Here is a 23,799-nt window from a genome sequence, read left to right on the forward strand (position 1 = left end):
CTATCTTAACCTGTCTTAGTTTCTATGCTCTCTGCCGCCGCCTTTATTGGACTGCGCTACACCCGCAGCAAACGCTCCTCCGGCTTTATGTCGTTTGTCAGCTTTTTTGCCACCGGAGGCATGGCGCTTGGGGTTTTTGCACTGATTGTTGTGCTCTCGGTGATGAACGGTTTTGATCACGAACTCAAGCAGCGCTTGTTGCGCGCTTTGCCTCACGCCCAGGTCGATGCTCGCGAGCCGTTGTCAAACTGGCCTGAGCTTAAGGCCGAGCTTGAAGCGCGGCCGGAAATTGTTGCGGCCTCGCCGGTTATCTCGGCCAAGGTCCTGATCAGTGGGCCGCGCCTAATTAAAGGTATCGAACTTGAGGGTATAGACCCCGATGCCGAAAGCCGGGTCAGCCCGATTGCGCAGTATTTTGTGCGCGGACAAATCAGTGAGCTCAAAGCCGGAGAGTTTGGCATTGTGCTTGGGCGCCTGCTCGGTTATGCGCTCAGTGTGCAGCCTGGCGACAAGGTAAAAATCACCTTGCCCAAGCTGTCGATGACCTTTGCCGGCGTGTTTCCGCGCAGCCGCGAATTTACCGTTGTCGGCTTTTTTGAAGCCGGCGCCGCGGTCGATCAACACCTGGCGCTCATTCACCTCGGCGACGCCCAGGCCTTGTTTAGTTATGGCGATGCGGTGCAGGGCCTGCGCCTTCGTTACCCCGATCTCTATCAGGCGCCGGCAATGGCGCCTGAGCTGGCAAAGGCGCTCGGTGAGGCGTATCAAGTCACGGATTGGAGCCAGACCCAGGGCAGTTTGTTTCAGGCGGTCAAACTCGAAAAAACGGTGACCGGGCTTTTGCTCGGCATCATCATCGCTGTTGCGGCGTTTAATATTATTACCAGCCTGATCATGATGGTAAATGACAAGCGCTCGGATATCGCCGTGTTGCGTACAATGGGTTTGACCCGCACCGAAGTTGTTAAAATTTTTATTACCCAAGGTTCGGCCAGCGGCTTTCTCGGCATTGCTTTGGGTTTGCTTGCCGGCGTGCCGGTGGCGATATTTTTACCCGAAATTATGACCGCACTTGAGTCGCTGCTCGGCCTGAATGTCTTTGATCCCAGTGTGTATTTTGTCAGCAGCTTGCCGTCGCAGTGGCGCCTGAGCGACACCGTGTGGATACTTATTTTCTCGTCGCTGTGTGTTGTGCTTGCGACGCTGTTTCCCGCCTGGAGGGCCTCGTTAACGGAGCCGGCCGAAGCCATACGTTACGATAGTTAATATGTCTGAATTTGTTCTTGAATGCCTGGATATCCATAAATCTTACAGCGAAGCTGGCCAGCGTTTGCAGGTGCTTAGCGGTGTGAATTTGCAGCTCAGAGCCTCCGAGCGGCTGGCGATAGTCGGCGCTTCGGGCAGCGGCAAGTCGACGCTGTTAAACGTGCTCGGTGGTCTCGATCGGCCGTGCTCGGGCTCGGTGCGCATTGCCGGCGAACGCTTTTCCGAGTTAAGCGACAATAAACGCGGTTTGATTCGCAATCGCCGCCTCGGTTTTGTCTATCAGTTTCACCACCTATTGCCGGAATTTAGCGCACTTGAAAACGTTGCGATGCCGCTTCGTATCGCCGGAAAAAAAGCAACCGAGCAAGAAAGCAGGGCAAGCGAGTTGTTAGAGCGCGTTGGCCTCGGCCAGCGGCTGACGCACAAACCTTCGCAGTTAAGCGGCGGTGAGCGCCAGCGCGCGGCGATCGCCCGGGCCCTGGCAATGCAACCCGACTGTGTTTTGCTCGACGAGCCAACCGGTAATCTCGATAAAAAAAATGCCGAAAATATTCACCAGCTGATCAATGAGCTCAGTGCCGAGTTAGCCACGGCCTTTGTTATTGTCACCCACGACGAGCACTTAGCAGCGCGTTTGGATCGCTGCCTTGTGCTCGAAGACGGCTCGTTGCAGGAGCGTCGCCCTTGATGTGGCCGGTAGCGATAGGCTGGCGTTACACTCGCGCCTCGCGCGCCAGCGGCATGTTGTCTTTTTTATCGAGTATATCGATGGCGGGGCTGGTGCTCGGTGTCAGCCTGCTGGTGTTGGTGCTGTCGGTGATGAACGGTTTTGAGCGTGAGCTCAGAGAGCGTATCCTCGGCCTGATGCCGCAGGCGAGTGTGTTTCAGGTCGGTGGCATCGACAACTGGCAAGCCTATGCCGACGAGGTTGAAGCCATTGATGGTGTGCAACACGCCGCGCCGTTTGTGCGCTTGCAGGCGCTGCTGAATTTTCGCGGCAATACTGAGGCGGCGATGATTTACGGTGTGCAGCTTGAGCGCGAGAAAAAAATCAGCCGGCTTGCGGATTTTGCTTCCGCCGAAGCGCTGGCGGCGCTAGAGCCCGGTAAAAACCAGGTGGTACTCGGCAAGGCGCTGGCGGCTAAATTACATCTGAACATCGGCGACGAGCTGATGCTGATTGTGCCGGGCAAAAGTGTGCGCGCGGCACCTAAGGTTGCCTACTTGCAGCTTGCGGCAACTCTGGATACCGGCTCTGAGCTCGATCAAGCGCTGGCGCTCAGTGCGATGGATGCGCTGGATGATCTGCGTTCGGCTGAGCTTCGCGGCCGCGTCGACGGCCTTAGGCTGCAGTTTGCCGAACTCGACGATGCGCCCTGGATGGCGACTCGGGTGGCGAATCAGCTCGGGCCCACTTGGTATCAAAGCAACTGGCAGCGCAGCCACGGCAATTTATATCACGCCATTCAGGTCAGCAAAAAAATGGTGGCACTGTTGATGTCTTTAATTGTTGCCCTGGCAGCATTTAATGTGATTTCCACCCTGACTTTAGTGGTGCTTGAAAAGCAGGGCAGCATCGCCATTTTGCGTACCCTCGGCGCCAGCTCCTCGGCGATTTTGCGTATTTTTATTGTTCAGGGCCTGGTGATTGGTCTCGGCGGTGTGCTGTTGGGTGTGTTGCTCGGTTTGTTATTTGTGCTTGGTTTGGATAGTTTTTTTCAGGCCGTGCAGAGTTTGTTTGGTGTGCAGTTTTTGCACTCGGATGTGTACCCGCTCACCGAGCTGCCGGTGGAAGTGAAAATCGGAGATTTATTACAGGTTATTGCGGTGGCAATGTCGTTGGTGTTGGCGGCGACAATCTACCCGGCCTGGCGCGCGTCGCGCCTGCAGCCCGCTGCGGTGCTGCGTTACGAATAGGTCTGTGTATAGCGCAATAAATTGCAAAGCTTAGTCGCTAAAAACAGGCTGAATAAGCGCCGCAAACTCTGGGCCCTCAGCGCAAAATACGCGAGCCAAAATAAGTAACGTGCACCCAGAAAATAATCAACAGCGAACTCGCCAACAACAAATAATCAATCACAAAACGCGTGAATCAGCGTTTATTGTTTCGAGCTTGTTTGCGGCGTTTCCAGCGGTCGATAACGTGCCAGCGCCAGAACCACTGCACAGCTAAATAGCCTGCGCTGCTAAAAAAGATACTTGCGATAATGGCGCCGAGCAACAGCGGTTGCCAAATAAGTGGGAAGGTTGTTTTAAACCAGGCCCAGCTCAGTTCAAATGCAAATTGGTTGTCCGGCTGCATTAAAATGCTGGTGCCTAATTTATATTCAGCGTAAAAAATAATCGGGAAGGTCAGCGGGTTGCTCACCCAAACTAATAATACGCTAAGCGGTAGGTTGCAACGCAGGCGCAGCGCTGCAAGTGCAGCCAGTGGAATTTGACCGGGTATAGGCAAAAACGCGATAAATAAACCAATAAAAAACGCCATCGATACGCTGTGGCGATTTAGGTGAAATAGATTGGGGTCGTGAAGCAGGTTGCCAAGAAAACCGAGCGCTGGATTACCGTGTATATCCTTGGCGTCGGGCGTCCATCTTTTAAACAACTTGCGGGGCATAAGGCTCTGCCGAATTAATTGACGCGGTATTATGCCCAAAGAGCTTAAAACTCGCCATAGGGCAAACTCTCAGTGCGCATACTTGGCGTGATCTGACTCAAAAATAATAGCCTGCTTTAACTGTTGCTGGGGCCGGCTATTGCTGTTTTTAGCGTTAGAGCTGCATGCTCGCTGCTATAACTAACTAAATAAGTGAGCCCATGGACAGGGAAGCCCGTGACTCTATTCACTGTGTTATGCAGTTTTATTGCAGCCTGCTTTTTATTGTTATTCGGCGGCCCGTATTGGCCATCGCCTTACAGTTTTTATGGTTTTTGTTTGGTCTTGCTCGCTTCGCTGCTGCTTGCTTGTCTGCAAAAAAGTGCTCGGTTCACCAGCGTGCTTTTCTCCGGCAGGCTCGCTCTTATTACCCGGTTTTTAGCTTTTTGCCTGCCTTTAGTCGCTGTGCTGTTCTTGGCCAACTGGCGTATTTATGCGCTGCTCGATGCCCAGCTTGAGCCCGCGCTTGAGCAAAAATCGCTGCTAATAAGTGGCCGTATTAGCCGCTTACAACAAAGTGGCGCCGGCCTGTGGCGCCTGCAGTTTGAGATCGACACTGCAAGCCTTGAGCTAGACGCCGATGCCAAGCTGCGCTTAGAAGGCCGCACAGGTGAGCTGGCAAGCTTGGGCAAAGCTATCTTGGGCAAATCTATCTTGGGCGAAGCAGGCCTTAGCAACGCGGGCCCGGGAGAGGGGGGCGCAAGAGAAGCTAGCGTAAGAGAAGCTAGCGTGCGTGAACGTAACGAGCGCGCGTTTGCCGTAAATCGGGCTTTGGCCAAGCTTGAATCAAGGCGCTTGCGTTTGAGTTGGCGCACTGAGCGCCAGCTTGAGCTGGGTCAGCGCTGGCGTTTGATGGTGAAATTGCGCCGGCCGCGGGGGTTTGTCAATCAAGCGAGCTTTGACTACCAAGCCTGGTTGCTGGCGCGCGATATTGTTGCCACGGGTTATGTGCAAAACGATGCGCGTTCGTTAGCCTCAGGGTTGCCGCGCTTGCTGCAAGCTGCACCTGACTCAGCCGTGCAAAACTACAAAAAACAGCTTGGCGCAGCGTTAAAGAGCTTTTCCAGTTGGCCTTTGTTTGCGGCGCTGATTTTAGGCGAGCAGGGCGAACTAAGTGCCGAGCAGTGGCGGCTTTTTCGCGAAAGCGGCACGGTGCATCTGTTGGTGATTTCCGGCCTGCATATCGCGCTGCTTGCCGGTTTTGTCTATCTGTGTTTTTCAGTGCTGTTTCGACCTTTACTTTTGTTCGTGCCGTATCGTTATTGGCAGCTCTTGCGTTTGTTGGCCAGTGCGGCAGCTGCGGCGTTTTACGCGTCAATGGCGGGTTTTTCTTTGCCAACACTGCGGGCGTTTTCGGCGCTGATGTTGGTTTATATCTGTTTAGCTGTTGGGCGCCGCTGCAGCGCCTGGCACTTTCTGGCCCTGGTCGCGGCCATCTTTTTAGTTCACAACCCGCTGTTGCTTAGCCAGCAAAGTTTTGTTTTAAGTTTTGGTGCCGTCGCTATTTTGTTAGCGCTTGGTCAAAAAATGAGGCTGGTGCCGGGGCACTCGACTCAGCGTGCGCCTGTCGCCGCCAAAACCAAGAGCGCCAGCTCGTTAATACATGAGTTCGGCTTGTTGTCGTTGCTGTCTCGGGGCTGGTCGGGGGGCTGGTTTGGAACCTTAGCTGCTGACTTTTGGCGCTGGCGCGGTGTTTGCGGTTATTTATCGCAATGTTTGGCAGCGCTTAAACAAAAGTTTGTTGCCCTTGTTCTGCTGCAAAGCATGCTGAGTTTGGTAATGGCGCCACTTCTGTTATTGATGCTGTTGCCGGTCAGTGGGCTCGCCGTGTTCGCCAATTTATTATTACTGCCACTAATGGCGCTGGTGCTGTTGCCCTTGTGTCTGCTTGGCTGTGTGTTGCTGCCTTTGCAAGCTGAGCTGGCCGGTTTTGTATTTGGGCTGGCTGACTGGGCGCTGCAGGGCCTGCTTTTATTTCTAGAGCTGCTAAGCAGCTCTGAGCTGCTGTTTTATTTGCCCCCCGATGCGGCTGCCAGGTATTTGCCGCTGATGGGCCTTTGTGCCTTGTTGCTGCTTGTACCGCGCTGTTTTGGCCTTGGGCCTTTGCTTATCTTGTTAGCTGCGGCGTTAGGGCTGGCACCGATCGTGACGTCAGTGCAGGCGCCGCCGCTGTCGCCGAATTTAGGCCCGGCTCTCTATGAGCAAGCGCCAGGTATTGAGACCGGTATCGAGCAAGGGTTAAACGCTGCGCGACGGCCTCGGTCAGCTGCGGGCTCGGCCCCGTACGTTCGGCCTGCGCACTTGCCGGCGCGCCAGCTGAGTTTGCAGGTGCTTGACGTCGGCCAGGGTTTGGCGCTGTTTCTGCAGTTTGATCGGCAGCGCTGGCTTTACGATCTCGGCGCGCGCTTTTCTCCAAATTTTGCTGTCGCCGACAAACTGCTGTACCCGTGGTTGCGCCAGCGCGGCATAGACAGCCTCGATAAACTGTTTATCAGTCACGCCGATAACGACCACGCCGGTGGCCTTGAGCAGTTTGTCGCCTTGCTCGGCATTGCACAGGCGCTTTCCGGCCAGGCCAAGGTCTTAAATCAGCGCCTTGATCAGCCGATGTTTCAGGCCTGTGAGCAGGGCCAGCACTGGCGCAGCCGCGATCAATATGTTGCTGGCCATGTAGCGTCACTAGCGCCCCCTGCGTTAGCTGCGACTAAGCCCCTGTGGCAAGTTTCGGTGCTGTGGCCGCTTCCTGAGAACAGTGAGCTTGGGCTCAACAAAGCGCCGCCTGCACCTGCGCTTACCAGTAACAATCAAAGCTGTGTACTGCTGCTTGAATATGTATCAGCCAGTGGCGCGGTGCGGCGCGTACTGTTGATGGGTGATGTCGACCGCCGGGTAGAGCATGAATTAATGCAGCAAAAGCTGCTGCCAGAAACGGTAGATATTTTGCTGCTAGGCCATCACGGCAGCCTAACCTCGAGTTCGGCGGCTTTTGTTGAGGCGCTGCGCCCTAAGCACATGGTGGTCAGCGCCGGTTACAACAATCGTTACGGTCATCCACATGCCGCGATAGTGCGGCGCGCCGATGCCGTTGGCGCTAAGCTTTGGAACACGGCTTGGCACGGGGCGCTGTTGTTTCAGTTGCAGGGCGACGAATTTGTGATCAGAGCGGAACGCTGTGCTCAAAAACGGCTTTGGTATCGCGATGAAGGATACTGTTTGTAGAGCGTTTTTCTGTATCATAGGCGGCCTTTGCCGGCCTGGTAACGCTTTTGGCCGCTGTTTCATAAAGTTTAGGGGAGTCCTTCAGGGTGTTAGAGATCGTAAGCTCCGGTGGGTGGCTGATGCTGCCAATCATTATTTGTTCCATTGTGGTTGTAGGTATTTGCGCAGAGCGCTTTTGGACCTTAAACCCGGAGAAAATCACACCAAAACATCAGCTCGGGCAGGTCTGGGGCTGGATACAAGCGAAGGAGCTGGACTCGGCCAAATTAAAAAGCCTGCGCCAGAGCTCGCCGCTTGGGCGCATACTTGCCGCCGGGCTTGGCAATAGCCGCCACGGTCGCGATGTGATGCGCGACAGCATTGAAGAGGCCGCCAGTGAAGTTGTGCACGACTTAGAGCGCTACTTAGGCCCGCTCGGCACGATCGCCGCCATCGCGCCGCTGTTGGGTTTGCTCGGTACCGTGATCGGCATGATCAAAGTCTTTACCGCGCTTAATTTAATGGGCGCCGGCAATGCCCAGGTGCTCGCCGGTGGCATCTCTGAAGCTCTGGTAACCACCGCCGCCGGCTTGACCGTGGCAATTCCTGCAATGATTGCGCACCGCTATTTTGTGCGCCGGGTGGATTCGCTGGTGGTGCAAATGGAGCAAGAGGCAGTGAAGTTGGTGGATGCGCTGCACAATGAGCGCCGCGTTGATCTTAAGGGCGCTTAACCATGAAGTTTAAACGCCAGGTTACGGCCGAAGAGGGCGTCAATCTGACACCGCTGATTGATGTTGTTTTTCTGCTGCTTATCTTTTTTATGGTATCGACCACCTTTACCAAAGAGAGCCACCTTGAAATTGATCTGCCCGAAGCGAGCGCCGACAAGCGCCAGCAGCAGACAAAAGAAATTGAGGTCGTCATCGATCAGCAGGGCAATTACACCGTTAACGGCCGTGTGCTTGTCGATAACAATATTGAAACGCTGCAGGCGGCTGTGGTTGATGTTGCCGATGGCGATAATCAATTGCCGTTTATTATTACCGGCGATGCCGACGCCAGTTATCAGAGCATTGTTGCGGTCATGGATCTTGCCGGTCAGCTTGGTTTTGTCAATTTAAGCATGACCACCCGCAGCCCCGAATCGGCTTCGCCGTGACATTAGCCACAGCCCGATGCCCGTGCCGAGCTTAGTTAAGACAATAGAAAAACAGTGGTACAGCGATAGCGCAGGTTTATTAGCGCTATTAAGCCCGCTTGAATCGCTGTATAGATGTTTGAGTAAACAAAACAAGCGTCGCCAGTTAGCAAAGCAGCAAAGCAACAAACTGCCGGTGGTGGTTGTCGGCAATATCTCGGTTGGCGGCACCGGTAAAACGCCGCTGATAATTGCATTAATTAAGCGCCTGCAAGCCGAGGGCCTGCGCGCTGGAGTCGTTAGCCGCGGTTATGGGCGCAGCACAAAAGGCCTAAAAAAAGTTAGCGCCGACAGCCGCGCCGACGAAGTTGGCGATGAGCCGCTGGAGATTTTTCTGGCCACAGGCGCTGGCGTATGGGTGGCCGAAGCGCGCTGCGACGCGGTGGCCGCTGCTGAAAAATCAAACGCGATCGACCTGATTTTAAGCGACGACGGTTTGCAGCACTACCGAATGGCGCGGGATATTGAGGTGGCGGTGATTGGCCCCCAGGGTTTGGGCAATGGCCATTTATTGCCTGTTGGCCCGCTGCGCGAAGCGCCATCGCGCTTAGATACCGTCGACTTTATTATTCAGCGCAGCGATCAGCCAATAAAAACCGCGGCGCCGCAATTTCCGCTTAGCTTTGCCGGCGGCGCCTGGCGCAAGCTCACTACGTCGGTTAAGGGCGACAAGCTAAAACGCGATGCGGAGCACCGTTTTGCCAGTTTGCCCAAACAGGATAAAAAACTGATTGCCTACGCCGGTATCGGTCAGCCCCAACGTTTTTTTGATGAGCTAAGCCGCCAGGGCCTGGAATTTGAGGCCAGAGCAAAAAAAGATCACGGCCGTTATCAAGCCAGTGATTTTAGCAGTGAATTTTGCTATTTAATGACAGCCAAAGATGCAGTCAAATGCCGGGAACTGTTTAGTGAGGGCGCTGAGCCGCTTGAGTTAAACGGGCGCAATGCGCTTGATAAGAGCAATGCGCCTGATAAGAGTAATACAGGTAGCCAGAGCCATAGCGAACAGCATCAAGACATCGATATTTATTATTACGAATTAAATGTTTGCCTCAATGAGGATTTTTTCAGCGCATTTTTGCAAAAACTTAAATCGCTTAAAAAAATAAACTTGTAATAATAAGGCCGATGCCCGGCAAAAAAGAACTGCAGTCAATACTGGTGCCTATAAAAAATAGCGCGTTTAATCAGAACGCAATAGCGAGCGAAAAGCCGTTTATAAAATATAGCAGTGTAAAAAAAACAAAAACCTGTTAGAGAAAACATTATGAGTTTCAGCGTTATTATTCCGGCGCGCTTTGCATCGACGCGACTGCCCGGCAAACCTCTGGCCGATATTGCCGGCAAAAGCATGATTCAGCGCGTGTGGGAGCAAGCTTCGCTCAGCGATGCCGAGCGCGTAATTATCGCCACCGATCACCAGGGCGTTGCCGACTGCGCTAAGGGCTTTGGTGCTGAAGTCTGTATGACCAGGGCCGATCACGAAAGTGGTACCGACCGCCTTGCCGAAGTGGTGGGCAAGCTCGCTTTTGCCGATTCGGATATTGTCGTTAACGTGCAGGGCGACGAGCCGCTAATGCCTCCTGCCGTGATTAATCAGGTCGCCAAAAATTTACAGCTGGCAAGTCAGGCGAGCTGTGCCACGGCCAGCGAGCGCATCTGTGATGCCGAGCGGTTCTTTGATGCCAATGCTGTAAAAGTTGTGGCCGATGCGCAAGGCCTTGCCCTGTATTTTTCGCGCGCGCCAATGCCCTGGCACCGCGGCTTATTAAATGATTTAAGTTCAGATAGGCAGCAGAGCCTGGCACTCGTAGAAAAGGCCTTGGCCGAGCAGCCAGCATTTAAACACATAGGCATTTACGCCTACCGCGTGGCTTTGCTAAACGCTTTTGTTACCTGGCCGCTTTGCGCGCTTGAGTCGATAGAAAAGCTCGAACAACTTCGAATTTTACATCAGGGCCACCGCATTCACGTTGCCGAAGCCTGTGAAGCTGTGCCCGGTGGCATCGATACTCAAGCTGATCTCGACAAGCTGCGCAAACAGCTCGAGTCCGCCGGCTCGGCGTAAATACCTGTAACGTATACCTTCCAAACTGAGTAACCCGTTATGCAAAGAGTCTTATTTGTTTGTTTGGGCAATATTTGCCGCTCGCCAACGGCCGAGGCCGTGATGCAAAAAAAAGTTGCGAAGGCGGGTTTAAACAAGCGCATCGATATCGACAGCGCCGGCACCTCTAACTGGCACGAAGGCAAGCGCCCCGATGCACGCGCAATTGCCAAAGGTGGTGAGCGCGGTTACGACTTAAATTCACTGCACGCGCGCCAGGCCATTGCCGCGGATTTTGAGCAGTTTGATTATATTCTGGCAATGGATCAAAGCAATTACGACGATCTAGCTGCAATTGCGCCAGAAGGGCTTAATTCCAAGCTCAGCTTATTTTTGGATTTTTCCAAGCAAGATCGTTATCGCGAAGTGCCGGACCCGTATTACGGCGGCGACGAAGGTTTTGCCTTGGTGCTCGATTTAATTGAAGACGCCTGCGATGGTTTAATTGAGCACATTGTGCAAACACAGACTCAAGCACAAACAAAAGGCGGTGGTGTTTAATGCTGCAAGGCGACACGCTACCCGGCCTTGTTGTTGAGCGCGATGTGGCGCTGCAAGCTTTTAATACCCTGGCGCTGCCGAGTAAAGCCAAGGCGCTGGTGCGCTGTTATTCCGCGGCCGATGTGTCAGAAGCCCGGGCGTATGCAAAAGCCAAACGCTGGGCGCTGGCTATAGTTGGCGGCGGTTCGAATATTTTGCTGCCCGAAGCGCTCGATGCGCTGCTTTTAAAAATAGAAATAGGCGGGCGCAGTTTTGTTGCTGAAGACAGCCAGGCTTATTATGTGCGCGCCGGTGCAGGCGAAAACTGGCACGACTTTGTTCAGTGGACTTTAGCTGAAGGCTGGCCGGGGCTCGAAAACTTAAGCCTAATCCCCGGTACCGTTGGCGCGGCGCCGATTCAAAACATCGGTGCTTACGGTGTGGAAGTCGGCGCGTTTATCGCTTGTGTTAGCGGCGTCGATCTCGATACGGGCGAATCGTTTAAACTCGATGCCAAGGCCTGTGAATTTGGCTACCGCGACAGCCTGTTTAAACGCCAGCACTGTCCGCGCCTGGTGATTACTTCGGTCGAGTTTTGCCTGCCTAAAAACCACCGGCTCGATGCCAGTTATCCGGCGCTTAAGGCCTACCTGGCTGCTCAAGGCCAGGCCGGGGCACATACAGAAGGTGGCACTGAAGGCAGCACAGAAGACCGCAGCGAAGACAGTAGCCAAGGCAGTAGCGAAGACCAAGCCCAAAATACAAACACTGCTGATGTAACGGCGCTGTCAGCGCAAGCGCTTGCCGATGCGGTATGTGCGGTGCGCCGCTCTAAATTGCCACAACCAGAAGAGCTGCCAAATGTTGGCAGTTTTTTTAAAAACCCGGTACTGCGTCTGGCGCAATTTGAAGCTCTAAAAGCCAGGTGGCCCGATGTACCCAGTTACCCGGCGGGCCCCGGCTTTAGGAAGGTGGCCGCAGGCTGGCTAATAGAGAAGGCCGGCTGGAAGCAGCGCTTTGTGCAAGGCGCCGAAGGCGTGTGTATGCACAGCCAGCAGGCGCTGGTTCTGACCAATATCAAGGCCGAGCCCTTAAGCGCCGTGCTGTTTTACGCCGAGCAACTACAGGCCGATATTAAGCGCCGTTTTGATATAGAGCTTGAGCGCGAGCCGCAAATACTTTCTGTGACGCGTCGCCATATTCCTTAGGGAATATGCGCGCCATTGTGTGTCGCTGCTGGCGCGGCGAACTTGCAAGTGGTACATTTCCGATAAGCGGTGGTTCGTTGGGGCCGCCCGTGTTGCAAGGACTGCAAGTATGCGCAACGAGAATGCGCAGCTGACTTAAAAAGCCAGAAAAGCCAAAACAAAAAGAGCAGCGCTTGATGCAGACAACCATAGTCGTCGCTGACGACCACGACCTTGTGCGCATGGGGATTGTGCGCATGATAGAAGATATAGATAACCTTACCGTTGTTGCCGAAGCCAAGACGGGGGAGGAGGCCATACAGGCTGTGCGTGCGCACAAGCCTGGTGTGGTGCTTATGGATGTAAAAATGCCCGGCATTGGTGGCTTAGAGGCAACCAAAAAAATACTTGCGATTGCCGCTCAGACCAAAGTCATTGCCGTTACCGGAGTGACCGATGAGATGTACGCAGACCGCTTATTAAAAGCCGGCGCGGCCGGTTACGTTACGAAAGAAGCCGGCTTTGATGAAATTGTCGCCGGCATACAAAAGGTATTGCGCGGCGGGCGCTATATGAGCGGCGATGTCGCTCAGCAGTTGGCCTTAAAAAATTTTGCCGGCGGCTCTGAGGGCAACCCGTTTGATGAGCTAAGCGAGCGCGAATTGCAAACGGCGCTGATGATTTCCGGTGGCATGAAAGTGCCCGATATTGCCGAATCGTTTTGCATCAGCCCCAAAACGGTTAACAGCTATCGCTATCGTATTTTCGAAAAACTCAATATTACCAGCGACGTTGAGCTTGCCCTGTTAGCGGTTAAGCACAATATGCTTGAGGTCGGTTAACGCCGGCCTATGACTGATACCGCACCAGCTTTTGATGCCAAAAGCTTTTTAAAGAATTTAAGCAGCCAGCCCGGCGTCTACCAGATGTATGGTCAGGACGGCGAAATTCTGTACGTTGGCAAAGCCAAAAATTTAAAAAAGCGGGTTAGTTCGTATTTTCAAAAAACAGGCCTGCCACTTAAAACCCAGGCGCTGGTTAAGCGCATCTGCAATATTGAAATTACCATCGCGCCGAGCGAAGCCGAAGCGCTGGTGCTTGAGCACAACTTAATTAAAGCGCAGAAACCACCGTTTAATATTCTTCTGCGTGACGATAAAAGCTACCCCTACATTTTTATTTCCTCTGGCGAAGACTACCCCAAGCTCGGTTTTCACCGCGGCGCAAAAAAACGCAAAGGCCAATATTTTGGGCCTTTTCCCAATGCCGCTGCGGTGCGTGAAAGCCTTAACTTTTTGCAAAAAACCTTCAAGGTGCGCCAGTGCGAAGACGCAACTTATAAAAACCGCTCGCGCCCGTGTTTGATGTATCAAATTAAACGCTGTTCTGGCCCCTGCGTAAATATGATTAGCAAAGAGGCCTACGCCGAAGACCTAAGTGAAATTCAGCTGTTTTTAGAGGGTAAAAATGCACAACTTAAAAATACCCTCGGCAAAAAAATGGAAGAGGCCGCAGGCGAGCTTGAGTATGAAAAAGCGGCGGAATTTCGCGACCGCTTAGCAGCGCTGCAGCATATTCAAGCCGAGCAAAGCATCGAAGCGGGCATGGGTAATATGGATGTGATTGCCTGCTGGCGTGAAAACGCGGCCAGCTGTGTGCACGTTATTTATGTGCGCTCGGGGCGCATTATGGGTAGCCGCAGTTATTTCCCAAGCGACAAGCTCGAAAGTGAAGAGCAAGAAGTGCTGCAGAGCTTTATTGCGCAAAAGTACTTAGGCGGGCAGAGCTTTGATGTGCCTTCGGAACTTGTCGTCAACCACGCACCTGAGCACGACAGTGCTCTAATCGAGGCGATACAAGAGCAGCGCGGCAGCAATATTAAAATCAGCAGCAATGTGCGCACCTACAAAGCCAAGTGGCTGGCGATGGCGGTGGAGGCGGCGCGCCAAAACCTGCAGCAAAAACTCAATAGCCAAATGACGCTCGACAAGCGCTATCAGGCTCTGGCCGATGTGCTGGGGCTGGACGAGCCACCGGCGCGCATGGAGTGTTTTGATATCAGCCACAGTTCGGGCGAGAGCACTGTAGCTTCATGTGTGGTCTTCGACAGCCAGGGACCTAAAAAAAGCGATTATCGGCGTTTTAATATAGAAGACATCAATGCAGGCGATGATTATGCCGCGATGCATCAGGCCTTGAACCGGCGCTACACCCGCTTGCAAAAAGAAGACAAGGCCCTGCCGGAACTGCTGATTATCGACGGCGGCAAAGGGCAGTTAAGCCAGGCCCGCGAAGTGCTCGCCGAGCTCGGCATTCACTCAGTGATGTTGATCGGCGTCGCCAAAGGCCCGACCCGCAAGGCCGGGCTCGAGCTTTTGCACTTTGAAGATGGGCGCGAGCTAGATTTGCCCGGCGATCACCCGGCTTTGCACCTGATTCAGTTTATCCGCGATGAAGCGCACCGCTTTGCGGTCAGCAGCCACGTGCAGGCGCGGGACAAAAAACGCCGCCGCTCGCGCCTAGAAGATGTGCCCGGTGTTGGCGCTTCGCGGCGCAAAGCGCTGTTGACGCACTTCGGTGGCCTTGGCGAGGTGATGAAAGCCAGCCAGGCCGAACTGGCCAAGGTGCCGGGCATCAGCAAAAAATTAGCCGAGGAGGTTTACAGCGTTCTGCACAGCGAGTAGGGTGCTGCCCTCATTAGATAGAAGTGACACACATGCTTAGCACGCTACCGAACCAGCTGACGCTCTTTCGCGTTCTTGTTATCCCTATGCTTGTGGTGCTGTTTTACACCGACTGGCAGTGGCGCTTCTTTGCAAGTGCGGCGCTCTTTGGTCTGGCCGGCATCACCGATGCGCTCGACGGCTACTACGCGCGCAAATACAATTTGAGCACGCCTTTTGGTGCCTTCTTAGATCCTGTCGCTGACAAACTCATTGTTGCCGTGGCCCTGGCGCTTCTAATTGAACAAAACGCCAACGCCTGGTTTACCTTGCCGGCGGTGGTGATTATTTGCCGTGAAATCGTTATTAGCGCACTTCGCGAGTGGATGGCCGAACTCGGCGCACGCTCCGCCGTAGCGGTTAGCTGGATAGGCAAGCTCAAAACCACCCTGCAAATTATCGCCATCTTGCTGCTGCTGGCTTTCCCCGCCGGCAGCCCGTTTTATCTTCACGAGCTGGGTCTAGTCACCGTCTACGGCGCTGCAGTGCTCACTCTTTGGTCAATGTTTGTCTACTTAAAAGCCGCCTGGCCAAGTCTGAGTGGAAAAAGCATAAAAAGTGAAGAACAGGGCTAGGCACAGCCCGGCAATTTGGCTAAAATGCGCGGCCTTTCAGGGGTGACCCGAAAGAAACGGCGCAGTGCAAACCATGCTGTAAAAGTAGTATGAGCAAAGCGCCGAGCCCGATAGGGCGACTGCTGCGAAGCAGCAAAGGTAAAAAGCCACTGGCATCCAGTGCATAACCGCTCGAACAGCGGTATGTTCTAGAAGCTCGGTTTTAACCCTGAACAAATTAATGTTCAAAACAAGGTGCGATGCCTAACTAGCAAAGCGCCGAGCCCGATAGGGCGACCCCGCCAAAGGCGGGAAGGTAAAGAGCCACTGGAGAATCCAGTGCAAAACCGCTTTAGAATCTACCGTTCTACTAGTTTGGTTTTATGCTCATAGAAACTGCCTTCGAAAATTTTAGGCGCGATAGCAAAGCGGTTATGCACTGGATTGCAAATCCACGTAGCCCGGTTCGACTCCGGGTCGCGCCTCCACTTTCTCTATCTTTGTTCCAGTTCTAGGAGCAAAGAATTAAGGTAGGGCCAACCTACCTAGCTACCCAGCCCGGGTGGTGGAATTGGTAGACACAGGAGACTTAAAATCTCCCGATAGCAATATCGTGCCGGTTCAAGTCCGGCCCCGGGCACCATTAGCTTGTTTTAATCTATTTCAAACCGCCTCGATAGTTCCCATAGCTTACCGATACGCATAAGAAAATGATCTTTTCTTGTGTCAGCTTGTTCCAGTGCATCAGTGCTTTGGTGATGCTGCAAGCAACGTTTCACCCCAACCTTATCGCCTGTTAAGCTTGCCCAGCCAACTCGCGAGCATATGAAAGTGGACGTTGCCCGGTACGTGAAATATTACAACGTGGAGCGTTTGCGCTCTGCTAATGGTGATCAGTCACCAATGGCTTTTGAAAAACAAAGAGAGGCGTCGAAAAAAAGCGCGCGGGTTCTGCTCGATCAGGGCATGTCCGGCGTGGTGTTTATTCGACCAATAAGCTCAGAGCGTTAGTATAAAATTTAGTGTCCGGTTTAAGTTGACCAGACTCGGCCACCTCGGGGACGCTATAGCCCTGCTCACGAACGAGGGCAACCGCCTCTTCTTTAAACTCTTTAGGGTACTGCTTGTAACTACGCTTTTGCTTCATGTGTACACCTTAATCATTGACAGATATAGTCTCTCATTAAAGTGTCCGGTGCCATTAGACCACTTCAGTATACTGTCCTCGGAACTCGAGACTATGACCATATCATGCAAGTGAGTTGCAAATAACTGATATTCTATTTGAGCACTAGGAGGGCCGAGCTTTGACGTGTTCATTTTTCGCACTTGATGAATCAGATAATCCAGAAACAAAAATAATATCTATGACGGGCGTCGTCGTACCCGTTTCGGACTATAAAGAGGTTGCTAGAGCAATCTATTCATTTGTACATGAGATAACTCCTAACGGCATTGGAGGTACACCAGAACTGCATGGATGTGCTCTATTAAAAGGTCATGATTGGGCAACTGATGAGATTCGTCTTAGGTGCTTCGAGATGGTGGCCAATCTTATAAATCAACTGGAACTCAGAGTAATCAGAACCGGATATTATCGCAGTTCTGTAAAGCTTTTTACCAAGAATGACCCGAAGCTTCATCAGCTGAACTTCATGAATATGAGTCTGTCGGTTCGAGATGAGCTTGAAAAAGGAGCGGTTATTCCAGTGATTGATGGCTTGGATGAGAAGGTAGGGAGGACGCTCGCACGGCAGGGGCAACAACCCGCTTTGATGGTCGCTAAAGGATGGAAAGAGTTGTGCAGTATTCAACCGGCAGAAAATATGTGTGAACCAATGTTTGCGCCCAGCAGCAACTCGGTATTGATTCAGCTTGTTGATATGGTGGGGTATATGCTTCAAGCGCAGGATTACGAACTAATTGGGAGAGAAACCTCAGATTTTAAGAAAGAGGTAATACAGCGCTCCAAGATTATGGTTTCATCGTTAGTCGATAATGAAGTAATCAGAATGAAGGGGCCCAGCGAGCACTCATGATGAGGATGATCGAAGGAGTTCCGGGGACAGTTACTTAATTGAATTTCTACTCTTGGCCGAACAGGGCAGGAGGTGGTAATCGACCCGAAGCGGCTGTTGAGTTAGGTATACTGTCCCCGGAATTCGGCCAGAAAATAACTTAGACCTAAGCGAAGATGAGAAAGTAGTAGCTCGTGAAGAGTCTACAAGGAAGCTGTACGTTGCAATGACGCGTGCAGGTCAGAACTTGCTTCTGTTTTCTACAGAAAGGCTGCCAAGCCGAGTAGAGGCGCATCTAAGTGTCGATGAATCGTTAGCTAAGGCTTGAGGAGAGAGGAATGCCTAATCCAGTTATGCTTGAGGTGACGGAAGTTACAGGTCGCGCTAAGCAAGGTGTCACTGAGCCTTATATTTGCCGCTGTAGCGATGGTTATGAATACTTTGTTAAAGGTAAAGACGCTGGCCGATCCAGCCAGATTTATGAGTGGGTTGCTGGTTGCCTGGGGCGAGCTTTGGGTTTGCCTATTCCTCATTTCGAGATTGTTCACGTTGACGAGGCGTTTTTGGATATCCCGGAGTTTAGGGGGATTGGAGCTGGGCCGGCGTTTGCATCCCGAAAGCGGCTTCTAAATGAGCTCACAATCAGTTTACTTTCCAAGGTGCCTGTTCATACACAGCAAAAGCTGCTGCTGTTTGATCACTGGGTTCAGAACGGTGATCGAACCTTGAGCCTAAATGGCGGTAATCCTAACCTCTTCTGGGAGCCTGGAGAGCAGCAACTTGTGGTAATCGACCATAACCAGGCATTTGATGTGGGCTATTGCGTTCAGGATACCTTCAATTATCATGTCTTCCGCGCGCAAGCGGACTCGGTGTTTTCTGATCTCGCTCAGCGCTGCGAGCTGAGTGATCAGCTTGCCTCTTGTTTGCTGAATTTGGATGATATTCTTGCTCAAATCCCCGAAGATTGGCGATTTTTGGATGAGGATAGGCAGCAGGAGTCGGTACACTTGAGTGACGCGCAAATACGCACCATACTGAATAGATACGAAAACGAACAATTTTGGACAGAACGATGAATCGGAATGTGAATAAGCAGCTGTGTCGCTACGCCATCATTCGTTTCACTCCGTTTGTAGAGACGGAGGAGTTTGCCAATATTGGTGTGTTTATGCAGAGTCCTAAAGGCTTGCAATTTAAGCTGGAGCTGCGCAAGCAGGCTCGGATAACGCATTTTTTTGATGATTTAAACCCGGATGTATTTAGACAAGCCTTGCGTGAGCTTAAGCAAGAATTAGAGCGTATTTGTGAGCTTGGCAATTATGGCCCGGGCACTAAGCAGCTTGAAGCTTTGTTCAACGAAGTTGTGCGCCCTAGAGAAACGCTTTTGAACTTTAGTGATGTAAAAGCGGGCCTGTATCTTGATCCTGTAAAAGCGTTGGATGATGTTTTTTCTCATTTTGTGAGGCGGAATTTTGTTACTCCAGAGTATAAAGAGCAGGCGATGGAAAAGTCTGTGCGCGGTATTCTCAAAGAGGCTGATCTTAATGGTTTATACAAGAGAAAAGAGCTAGGTGACAGCCTTTACAAAATGACTTTTCCTTTTGTGAAACAAGCAGAAAGTGGCACACGAGCTATCAAGCCTTTGCATTTGGCTTACGAAAAAGCGACCGATGTGATCAATCACGGTGGGCAGTGGTTATTTAAGATTAATGAACTCAGAAATAGAAATGTTCTCGGTGAGAATTTGTTGCTTACCTTGGATTCTGAGCCTGCTAATCATGATGCCAAGGATGCTTATCACGATATTAAGAGACGCTTTCAGCGCGACTGTATTGCGCACACTGAAAACAGCAATAGAAATGAAATTTTGACTTTTGCCCGGTCTTAGCTTGAGAGTAGTGCTTTAGCCTTTGGCCTAAGAGTTAATAAAATTTTGCAAGTCTTGCGAGGCCAGGGCTTCTATCTTGCATTCAGCCAAAGCGGTCAATGCAAAACTGAAGTCCTGATCCTATTCCGCGTCGTTTAATCCTTAAAAAGCAAGCGCGCCTAACTCAGTACCCCTCAATCACCTACGCAGCATCTTGCGCTTTTCCCTTCTGAGCATGAGCCAAATACTCAGCATAAGTACCCTGGTAGTCGTAAATACGCTGATCTTTAATCTCAATAACCCGCGTCGCCAGCGATGAAACAAACTCCCTGTCGTGGCTTACAAAAATAATGGTGCCGTCGTATTTTTCTAACGCGATGTTTAGCGCTTCGATCGATTCCATGTCCAGGTGGTTGGTTGGCTCGTCCATGACTAAGACGTTGGTGTCCATCATCATCAGTTTGCCAAAGAGCAGTCGGTTTTTCTCTCCACCGGAACAAACGCGTACTTTTTTGTTGGCGTCGTCTGCAGTGAATAACAAGCGGCCAAGCATGCCCCTTACGGCAAGGTCGTCGTGCTTGGGTTGGCGCCATTGAGACATCCATTCAAATAGGCTTAGGTCACAATCAAAATCTGCGGTGCTGTCTTGTGGGCAGTAGCCGATGTTCGCGTTTTCTGCCCATTTGATGGTGCCATTGTTAGCTTCTAGCTCGCCGACAAGGCAGCGCAGGAAGGTAGATTTGCCGGCGCCATTTTCTCCGATAACTGCAAGGCGCGCTCCGGCTTCTAAGATAATATCGCCTTGTGAGAACAGGGTTTCTCCGTCGTAACCGTGTGCTAGGTCTTCGAGTATTAATGCCTGGCGGTGCAGTTTTTTGCACTGTTGGTAGCTGATATACGGTTTTTGTCGGCTAGAGGCTTTGATTTCGTTAAGTGAAATTTTCTCTAAGCGCTTAGCGCGTGAGCTCGCTTGTTTTGCTTTGGATGCGTTGGCAGAAAAGCGATTTACGAATGATTGTAAGTCTTCCATTTCTGCGGTTTTTTTAGCGTTCTCGGCGTGCAGCTGCTCTTGAATGAGTGTTGAAGCCGCAATAAAGGCTTCGTAGTTGCCGGGGAAGATGCGCAGGCCGCCGTAGTCGATATCGGCCATGTGTGTGCATACGGAATTTAGGAAGTGGCGGTCATGCGAGATGATGATCATTGTGCATTTGCGCTCGTTCAACACGCGGGCAAGCCAGCTGATGGTGTGGATGTCCAGGTTGTTGGTTGGCTCATCCAGCAGTAATACGTCGGGGTTGGAGAATAGGGCTTGGGCAAGTAGTACCCGAACTTTGTAGCCGGGTGCGACTTCTGTCATTGGGCCAAAGTGAAATTCTTCGGCGATGCCTGCCTCTAGCAAAATATCGCCGGCGCGGCTTTCTGCGCTGTAACCATCCATCTCCGCAAATTGTGTTTCGAGTTCGGCGACGATCATGCCTTCTTCTTCGGACATTTCGGGCAGGCTGTAGATGCGTTCGCGCTCTTGTTTTACTCGCCACAATTCGGTGTCGCCCTGGATGACGGCATCAATCACGCTGAACTGCTCAAAGGCGAATTGATCCTGACTCAAGGTACCGACCTTGGCGCCCGGATCAAAGGTGACGGTGCCAGAGGTGGGGGCCAGTTCGCCGCTTAAGATCTTCATAAAGGTCGACTTGCCACAACCATTGGCACCGATCAGGCCGTAGCGCTTGCCGGCATCAAACTTTACGGATATGTCTTCGAACAGCGGCTCGGCGCCAAATTGAATGGTGATATTTGCAGTAGAAATCAAGGAGGAAGTCCAGTTTGGTAGAGGTCGAAGAGCTGGATAAAGCCGCTGCTCTGGAAGCGCGCGAACTATAGAGAGTTGAGGGTGCCTTGTCGAGTGAATAGTTTAAATACTGTACGGTGGGGGCTTTGCTGATTACGTTGTTCGAGTGCCAAAGCTGTATGATGGGTCACGCAATACAGTTACGAGTTTCAGTCAAATGCAGTCAGACCCTAAGAAGCTAGTTGGGAAGAATCAGCAGCTTATACACGCCGATGCGGTAAAGGTGGTTTCCCATACCCAGCGAGATCAGGATAAGTGGGTTTTGCATTCGCTTATGATTGAAGGCTGGGATGTGCCGTTTAAGTTTAAGCGCAAAGGTAATTACCAAAGCTTGAAGGGGGCTAGGGTGAACCTGACTTACTACCCGGCGGAGGAGGCTGTGGCGGGTATTCGTTTTGAGCTTATGAAGGTTGTGCGGGTTAAGCGTGCTTAAGGCTGTTGAGCTGCTTATTAAAGCTTCCGAGCGCACTTTGACCCTTTCCCAGCACCTTACCGACCCTTCCCTAGGGGTAGGGAGGGCTTCCCTAGTACTTAGCTGTCGACATGTACGCATTTTATGTGCGTTTAGGGGTAAGCCGGGCAACGTTGCAAAAAATGGAAAAAGGGGACTTGTCTGTATCTTTGGAGAAGTACTATCGCGCCGCTCAGTTATTAGGTGTCCAGGATACATTTGACGGGCTCTTCGATATGGAAGAGGACTTTTTTCAGTAAGTGAAGTCCGAAAGCGTTTTGACCTGTACTTAAATACCAGCTTGCTTCATGAACAGAAAGTCGTTGAAGCGGTGATTATCGAAGGTCAGGGCCACGTTGATAAGGGTATCCCGGCAGAATAGGCCAATAATCGTACTAAACAATTTCGACGCCGCCCGCAGAGTTTTGTTCAAAAATTACGGTATCCAAAATCGCATCTAAAATAGCGTCTTCGGCTTCAAGGTTGGCGGCGATGGCAATAGCTAGTGTCTCTTCGGCGCGTTTTTGTGATTTTTTTGCACGTTTTTCGAGTTTATCCAGTTCGTGCTGATGTTTTTGTTGTTGCAGGCTTGTTTGCGGCATGCGCTTGAGTTCGTTGATCCAGTTGTCCAGCTGTTGTTGTTTGCTGTTAATACGCTTTTGGTTGCGTTCAATACTTGTGCGTATATTTGTTAGCGCCGTTTCAACGTTTTGTTTGTGTTTGTTGTCGAGCGTGTCGATGCGCTGGATACTATGGTCAAAGTGCTCACCGAGGTGGTGGCAACTGTGCTTGATGTGTTTATTTAATTCAATCAGCGAAAAAGTCATATAAATATCCTGTGCTTCTGCGATAGATTTATCGCATTCATAGTTTGAGTAAGTACAGTTTATTTATTTGTTGGCTGATGGCTGTGTGAATACATTGGGTGAAAGTGTGTTTTCTGTAGCCGTAACGAGGTTGTCCATGAAGTCTGCATTGCAGGCTCAGGTTGAATAGAATTAAAGGAAAGGTATTCTGGGCTACTAGTCGCGGGTGGCAGCACTTAACTTAACGGCGATGCTGTGTTGGTTGCGCTGTTTATCGGTGCTGGTTTTATCGGGGCTATCGCTTAAAAATTGATAATCTGCCCAATAGATCTGTTCATTGCCCTCGGCAAGTAGCAGGTTGAAATCTTGCTGTACGGCATCGGCGTAGATGCTGCCTTCGGCATGGCTTAAGATCTTGTCTAAGTTAGCCCTTATTTTTTTTAGTTTGTCATTGGCATAGGCTGTATTAGTGAAACTTGATGTCGTGTGTGCTGCCCAGGCGTTCCAATAATCGTCAAACATTTGCGATGTCTGCTGAACAATCGGGCCAAACGCCAGTACATCCAGGTCGCCAAAGTTTAGATCTTTGCGCGCGCCAAAATATTCGCTTGCAATATTTCTGCCGCCGATAATTGTAACCTGATTGTCGCTAATTAACGCTTTGTTGTGCATGCGACGGTTTAGCTGCGAAAAATTGTGTAGATCCATCAGGCGGAAATTGCGGTAGGCAAAAGGGTTGTAGATACGCAGTTCGATATTTGGGTGGGCATTCATGGCAATGATGGCATCGTCCAGGCCAGCGCTTAAAAAGTCATCGAGTAAGATGCGTACTTTCACACCGCGATCAGCGGCTTTAATTAAAGCGTGAGCAAAAGCCTGGCCGGCTAAGTCATCTTTAATCAGGTAGTACTGGGCGTCTATGCTGTGTTCGGCTTTTTCAATCAGCAAGAGCCTTGCCGCGAGCGCTTCGACCCCGTCGTCGAGCAACCTAAACGCTGATAGGCTCGCAGCTTTGTCTTGCATAACATCGCTATGTATCTGGCCAAAATAGCTCTGTTTTGTAGTGTCGGGCTTTACACTGTAAGACTGGGTTCTAAAGCTGCTGTGGTTAATCGATGCGCAGCCACCGATAAGCACGCCGCAGCTGATTATTAAGACGATTAGGGTCACTAGTTTGTAGATACTCATTGCTGGTCAGCTCCACAGCACAGTGCTTTGTTGCCACTTAGGTATAGGGCGGTCTGTTATGCCGCTATGGTGACGGCAATGGCTTGAAATTGATGTGTGCACAATGGGCTTAAAAGTGACTTGCTCGAGTGTGTGTTCTTGGAAGTCAGGCGCCGGGCAGGCTTTTGCTCAGCCTACTATTCTTAATATTTGATTCGGTTTGTGCTTGATACGAATGATTACCGCTTTCTAACTCGTACCCG

The 23,799-nt window shown here is 51.6% G+C and carries 24 protein-coding genes and 2 tRNA genes; 21 read left to right on the top strand and 5 right to left on the bottom strand.

Annotation, left to right across the window (positions count from 1 at the left end; all coding sequences use genetic code 11):
* Positions 1–24 precede the first annotated feature (24 nt).
* Genes CFK45_RS07325 through CFK45_RS07335 form a run of 3 tightly spaced genes read left to right on the top strand, consistent with a single transcriptional unit; the run spans position 25 to position 3,183 of the window.
* Complete coding sequence (locus tag CFK45_RS07325; RefSeq protein WP_096085793.1) at positions 25–1,266, top strand: lipoprotein-releasing ABC transporter permease subunit; 1,242 nt, start codon at positions 25–27, stop codon at positions 1,264–1,266.
* Position 1,267: 1 nt separating this feature from the next.
* A complete protein-coding gene (gene lolD / locus CFK45_RS07330; protein ID WP_096085794.1) occupies positions 1,268–1,954 on the top strand; it encodes a lipoprotein-releasing ABC transporter ATP-binding protein LolD in 687 nt (228 codons plus the stop codon).
* Positions 1,954–3,183: a lipoprotein-releasing ABC transporter permease subunit gene (locus tag CFK45_RS07335; RefSeq protein ID WP_096085795.1), complete on the top strand. Its 1,230-nt coding sequence runs from the start codon at positions 1,954–1,956 to the stop codon at positions 3,181–3,183. Before lolD ends, CFK45_RS07335 begins: the two co-directional genes overlap by 1 nt.
* Before the next feature lie 175 nt (positions 3,184–3,358).
* On the opposite strand, the gene CFK45_RS07340 is transcribed toward CFK45_RS07335, so the two are convergent.
* Positions 3,359–3,883 (bottom strand): DUF2062 domain-containing protein, encoded by a 525-nt coding sequence (locus CFK45_RS07340; RefSeq protein ID WP_096085796.1) that lies wholly within the window; start codon positions 3,881–3,883, stop codon positions 3,359–3,361.
* Positions 3,884–4,099: 216 nt separating this feature from the next.
* Here CFK45_RS07340 and CFK45_RS07345 point away from each other — a divergent pair, with 216 nt between their 5' ends.
* The 13 genes from CFK45_RS07345 (at position 4,100) to CFK45_RS18875 (ending at position 16,383) form a co-directional block, all read left to right on the top strand.
* Positions 4,100–7,141 (top strand): ComEC/Rec2 family competence protein, encoded by a 3,042-nt coding sequence (locus CFK45_RS07345; RefSeq protein WP_158224630.1) that lies wholly within the window; start codon positions 4,100–4,102, stop codon positions 7,139–7,141.
* 86 nt (positions 7,142–7,227) lie between these two features.
* Complete coding sequence (locus CFK45_RS07350; protein ID WP_096085798.1) at positions 7,228–7,854, top strand: MotA/TolQ/ExbB proton channel family protein; 627 nt, start codon at positions 7,228–7,230, stop codon at positions 7,852–7,854.
* Between the two features lie 2 nt (positions 7,855–7,856).
* Positions 7,857–8,282, top strand: a complete 426-nt coding sequence (locus CFK45_RS07355) for an ExbD/TolR family protein (protein WP_096085799.1) — start codon at positions 7,857–7,859, stop codon at positions 8,280–8,282.
* 16 nt (positions 8,283–8,298) lie between these two features.
* The gene (lpxK, locus tag CFK45_RS07360; protein WP_096085800.1) at positions 8,299–9,438 is read left to right on the top strand and encodes a tetraacyldisaccharide 4'-kinase; all 1,140 of its coding nucleotides are present in this window, start codon (positions 8,299–8,301) and stop codon (positions 9,436–9,438) included.
* 150 nt (positions 9,439–9,588) lie between these two features.
* Positions 9,589–10,389 (top strand): 3-deoxy-manno-octulosonate cytidylyltransferase, encoded by an 801-nt coding sequence (kdsB, locus tag CFK45_RS07365; protein ID WP_096085801.1) that lies wholly within the window; start codon positions 9,589–9,591, stop codon positions 10,387–10,389.
* Positions 10,390–10,428: 39 nt separating this feature from the next.
* Positions 10,429–10,929 (top strand): low molecular weight protein-tyrosine-phosphatase, encoded by a 501-nt coding sequence (locus CFK45_RS07370; protein WP_096085802.1) that lies wholly within the window; start codon positions 10,429–10,431, stop codon positions 10,927–10,929.
* Complete coding sequence (gene murB, locus CFK45_RS07375) at positions 10,929–12,116, top strand: UDP-N-acetylmuramate dehydrogenase (RefSeq protein ID WP_096085803.1); 1,188 nt, start codon at positions 10,929–10,931, stop codon at positions 12,114–12,116. Before CFK45_RS07370 ends, murB begins: the two co-directional genes overlap by 1 nt.
* Before the next feature lie 176 nt (positions 12,117–12,292).
* Complete coding sequence (locus tag CFK45_RS07380; protein ID WP_096085804.1) at positions 12,293–12,937, top strand: response regulator; 645 nt, start codon at positions 12,293–12,295, stop codon at positions 12,935–12,937.
* 9 nt (positions 12,938–12,946) lie between these two features.
* The gene (gene uvrC, locus CFK45_RS07385; RefSeq protein WP_096085805.1) at positions 12,947–14,779 is read left to right on the top strand and encodes an excinuclease ABC subunit UvrC; all 1,833 of its coding nucleotides are present in this window, start codon (positions 12,947–12,949) and stop codon (positions 14,777–14,779) included.
* A gap of 32 nt (positions 14,780–14,811) precedes the next feature.
* Positions 14,812–15,393 (top strand): CDP-diacylglycerol--glycerol-3-phosphate 3-phosphatidyltransferase, encoded by a 582-nt coding sequence (pgsA, locus tag CFK45_RS07390; protein WP_096085806.1) that lies wholly within the window; start codon positions 14,812–14,814, stop codon positions 15,391–15,393.
* Positions 15,394–15,786: 393 nt separating this feature from the next.
* Positions 15,787–15,860: transfer RNA gene (locus tag CFK45_RS07395), tRNA-Cys, on the top strand.
* Between the two features lie 68 nt (positions 15,861–15,928).
* A tRNA-Leu gene (locus CFK45_RS07400) sits at positions 15,929–16,015 on the top strand.
* A 182-nt stretch (positions 16,016–16,197) separates the two neighbouring features.
* Complete coding sequence (locus CFK45_RS18875; RefSeq protein WP_414630748.1) at positions 16,198–16,383, top strand: hypothetical protein; 186 nt, start codon at positions 16,198–16,200, stop codon at positions 16,381–16,383.
* On the opposite strand, the gene CFK45_RS18255 is transcribed toward CFK45_RS18875, so the two are convergent.
* Positions 16,355–16,519: a transposase gene (locus CFK45_RS18255; RefSeq protein ID WP_143247504.1), complete on the bottom strand. Its 165-nt coding sequence runs from the start codon at positions 16,517–16,519 to the stop codon at positions 16,355–16,357. The two genes, CFK45_RS18875 and CFK45_RS18255, sit on opposite strands and share 29 nt — an antisense overlap.
* Positions 16,520–16,679: 160 nt before the next feature.
* Between CFK45_RS18255 and CFK45_RS07410 the strand changes: the two genes are divergently transcribed.
* The 3 genes from CFK45_RS07410 (at position 16,680) to CFK45_RS07420 (ending at position 19,281) form a co-directional block, all read left to right on the top strand.
* Positions 16,680–17,411, top strand: a complete 732-nt coding sequence (locus CFK45_RS07410) for a DUF3800 domain-containing protein (protein ID WP_096085807.1) — start codon at positions 16,680–16,682, stop codon at positions 17,409–17,411.
* Positions 17,412–17,728: 317 nt separating this feature from the next.
* Complete coding sequence (locus tag CFK45_RS07415; protein ID WP_143247505.1) at positions 17,729–18,469, top strand: HipA family kinase; 741 nt, start codon at positions 17,729–17,731, stop codon at positions 18,467–18,469.
* Between the two features lie 8 nt (positions 18,470–18,477).
* Positions 18,478–19,281: a DUF3037 domain-containing protein gene (locus tag CFK45_RS07420; RefSeq protein ID WP_158224631.1), complete on the top strand. Its 804-nt coding sequence runs from the start codon at positions 18,478–18,480 to the stop codon at positions 19,279–19,281.
* 181 nt (positions 19,282–19,462) lie between these two features.
* On the opposite strand, the gene CFK45_RS07425 is transcribed toward CFK45_RS07420, so the two are convergent.
* On the bottom strand, positions 19,463–21,073 hold the full coding sequence (locus CFK45_RS07425) for an ABC-F family ATPase (RefSeq protein WP_096085810.1): 1,611 nt from the start codon (positions 21,071–21,073) through the stop codon (positions 19,463–19,465).
* 196 nt (positions 21,074–21,269) lie between these two features.
* Between CFK45_RS07425 and CFK45_RS07430 the strand changes: the two genes are divergently transcribed.
* Both CFK45_RS07430 and CFK45_RS18880 read left to right on the top strand, forming a co-directional pair.
* Positions 21,270–21,545 (top strand): hypothetical protein, encoded by a 276-nt coding sequence (locus tag CFK45_RS07430; protein WP_096085811.1) that lies wholly within the window; start codon positions 21,270–21,272, stop codon positions 21,543–21,545.
* Positions 21,546–21,655: 110 nt separating this feature from the next.
* A complete protein-coding gene (locus CFK45_RS18880; RefSeq protein ID WP_143247506.1) occupies positions 21,656–21,823 on the top strand; it encodes a helix-turn-helix domain-containing protein in 168 nt (55 codons plus the stop codon).
* A 135-nt stretch (positions 21,824–21,958) separates the two neighbouring features.
* Here the strand turns inward: CFK45_RS18880 and CFK45_RS07435 are convergent, their stop codons facing one another.
* Both CFK45_RS07435 and CFK45_RS07440 read right to left on the bottom strand, forming a co-directional pair.
* The gene (locus CFK45_RS07435; protein WP_096085812.1) at positions 21,959–22,390 is read right to left on the bottom strand and encodes a hypothetical protein; all 432 of its coding nucleotides are present in this window, start codon (positions 22,388–22,390) and stop codon (positions 21,959–21,961) included.
* A gap of 195 nt (positions 22,391–22,585) precedes the next feature.
* Positions 22,586–23,557 (bottom strand): phospholipase D-like domain-containing protein, encoded by a 972-nt coding sequence (locus CFK45_RS07440; RefSeq protein WP_096085813.1) that lies wholly within the window; start codon positions 23,555–23,557, stop codon positions 22,586–22,588.
* Positions 23,558–23,799 lie beyond the last annotated feature (242 nt).

The organism is Agaribacterium haliotis (assembly GCF_002312815.1).
GTDB classification, from domain to species: Bacteria; Pseudomonadota; Gammaproteobacteria; order Pseudomonadales; family Cellvibrionaceae; genus Agaribacterium; species Agaribacterium haliotis.

Coding starts and splice junctions, on each gene's coding strand:
- CFK45_RS18880 (WP_143247506.1), top strand. CDS start 21,656: ATGTACGCATTTTATGTGCGTTTAGGGGTAAGCCGGGCAACGTTGCAA.
- CFK45_RS07335 (WP_096085795.1), top strand. CDS start 1,954: ATGTGGCCGGTAGCGATAGGCTGGCGTTACACTCGCGCCTCGCGCGCC.
- CFK45_RS18255 (WP_143247504.1), bottom strand. CDS start 16,519: ATGAAGCAAAAGCGTAGTTACAAGCAGTACCCTAAAGAGTTTAAAGAA.
- CFK45_RS07430 (WP_096085811.1), top strand. CDS start 21,270: ATGCAGTCAGACCCTAAGAAGCTAGTTGGGAAGAATCAGCAGCTTATA.
- CFK45_RS07355 (WP_096085799.1), top strand. CDS start 7,857: ATGAAGTTTAAACGCCAGGTTACGGCCGAAGAGGGCGTCAATCTGACA.
- CFK45_RS07435 (WP_096085812.1), bottom strand. CDS start 22,390: ATGACTTTTTCGCTGATTGAATTAAATAAACACATCAAGCACAGTTGC.
- CFK45_RS07380 (WP_096085804.1), top strand. CDS start 12,293: ATGCAGACAACCATAGTCGTCGCTGACGACCACGACCTTGTGCGCATG.
- pgsA (WP_096085806.1), top strand. CDS start 14,812: ATGCTTAGCACGCTACCGAACCAGCTGACGCTCTTTCGCGTTCTTGTT.
- CFK45_RS07415 (WP_143247505.1), top strand. CDS start 17,729: ATGCCTAATCCAGTTATGCTTGAGGTGACGGAAGTTACAGGTCGCGCT.
- lolD (WP_096085794.1), top strand. CDS start 1,268: ATGTCTGAATTTGTTCTTGAATGCCTGGATATCCATAAATCTTACAGC.
- CFK45_RS07440 (WP_096085813.1), bottom strand. CDS start 23,557: ATGAGTATCTACAAACTAGTGACCCTAATCGTCTTAATAATCAGCTGC.
- uvrC (WP_096085805.1), top strand. CDS start 12,947: ATGACTGATACCGCACCAGCTTTTGATGCCAAAAGCTTTTTAAAGAAT.
- CFK45_RS07325 (WP_096085793.1), top strand. CDS start 25: ATGCTCTCTGCCGCCGCCTTTATTGGACTGCGCTACACCCGCAGCAAA.
- kdsB (WP_096085801.1), top strand. CDS start 9,589: ATGAGTTTCAGCGTTATTATTCCGGCGCGCTTTGCATCGACGCGACTG.
- CFK45_RS07340 (WP_096085796.1), bottom strand. CDS start 3,883: ATGCCCCGCAAGTTGTTTAAAAGATGGACGCCCGACGCCAAGGATATA.
- murB (WP_096085803.1), top strand. CDS start 10,929: ATGCTGCAAGGCGACACGCTACCCGGCCTTGTTGTTGAGCGCGATGTG.
- lpxK (WP_096085800.1), top strand. CDS start 8,299: ATGCCCGTGCCGAGCTTAGTTAAGACAATAGAAAAACAGTGGTACAGC.
- CFK45_RS18875 (WP_414630748.1), top strand. CDS start 16,198: ATGAAAGTGGACGTTGCCCGGTACGTGAAATATTACAACGTGGAGCGT.
- CFK45_RS07370 (WP_096085802.1), top strand. CDS start 10,429: ATGCAAAGAGTCTTATTTGTTTGTTTGGGCAATATTTGCCGCTCGCCA.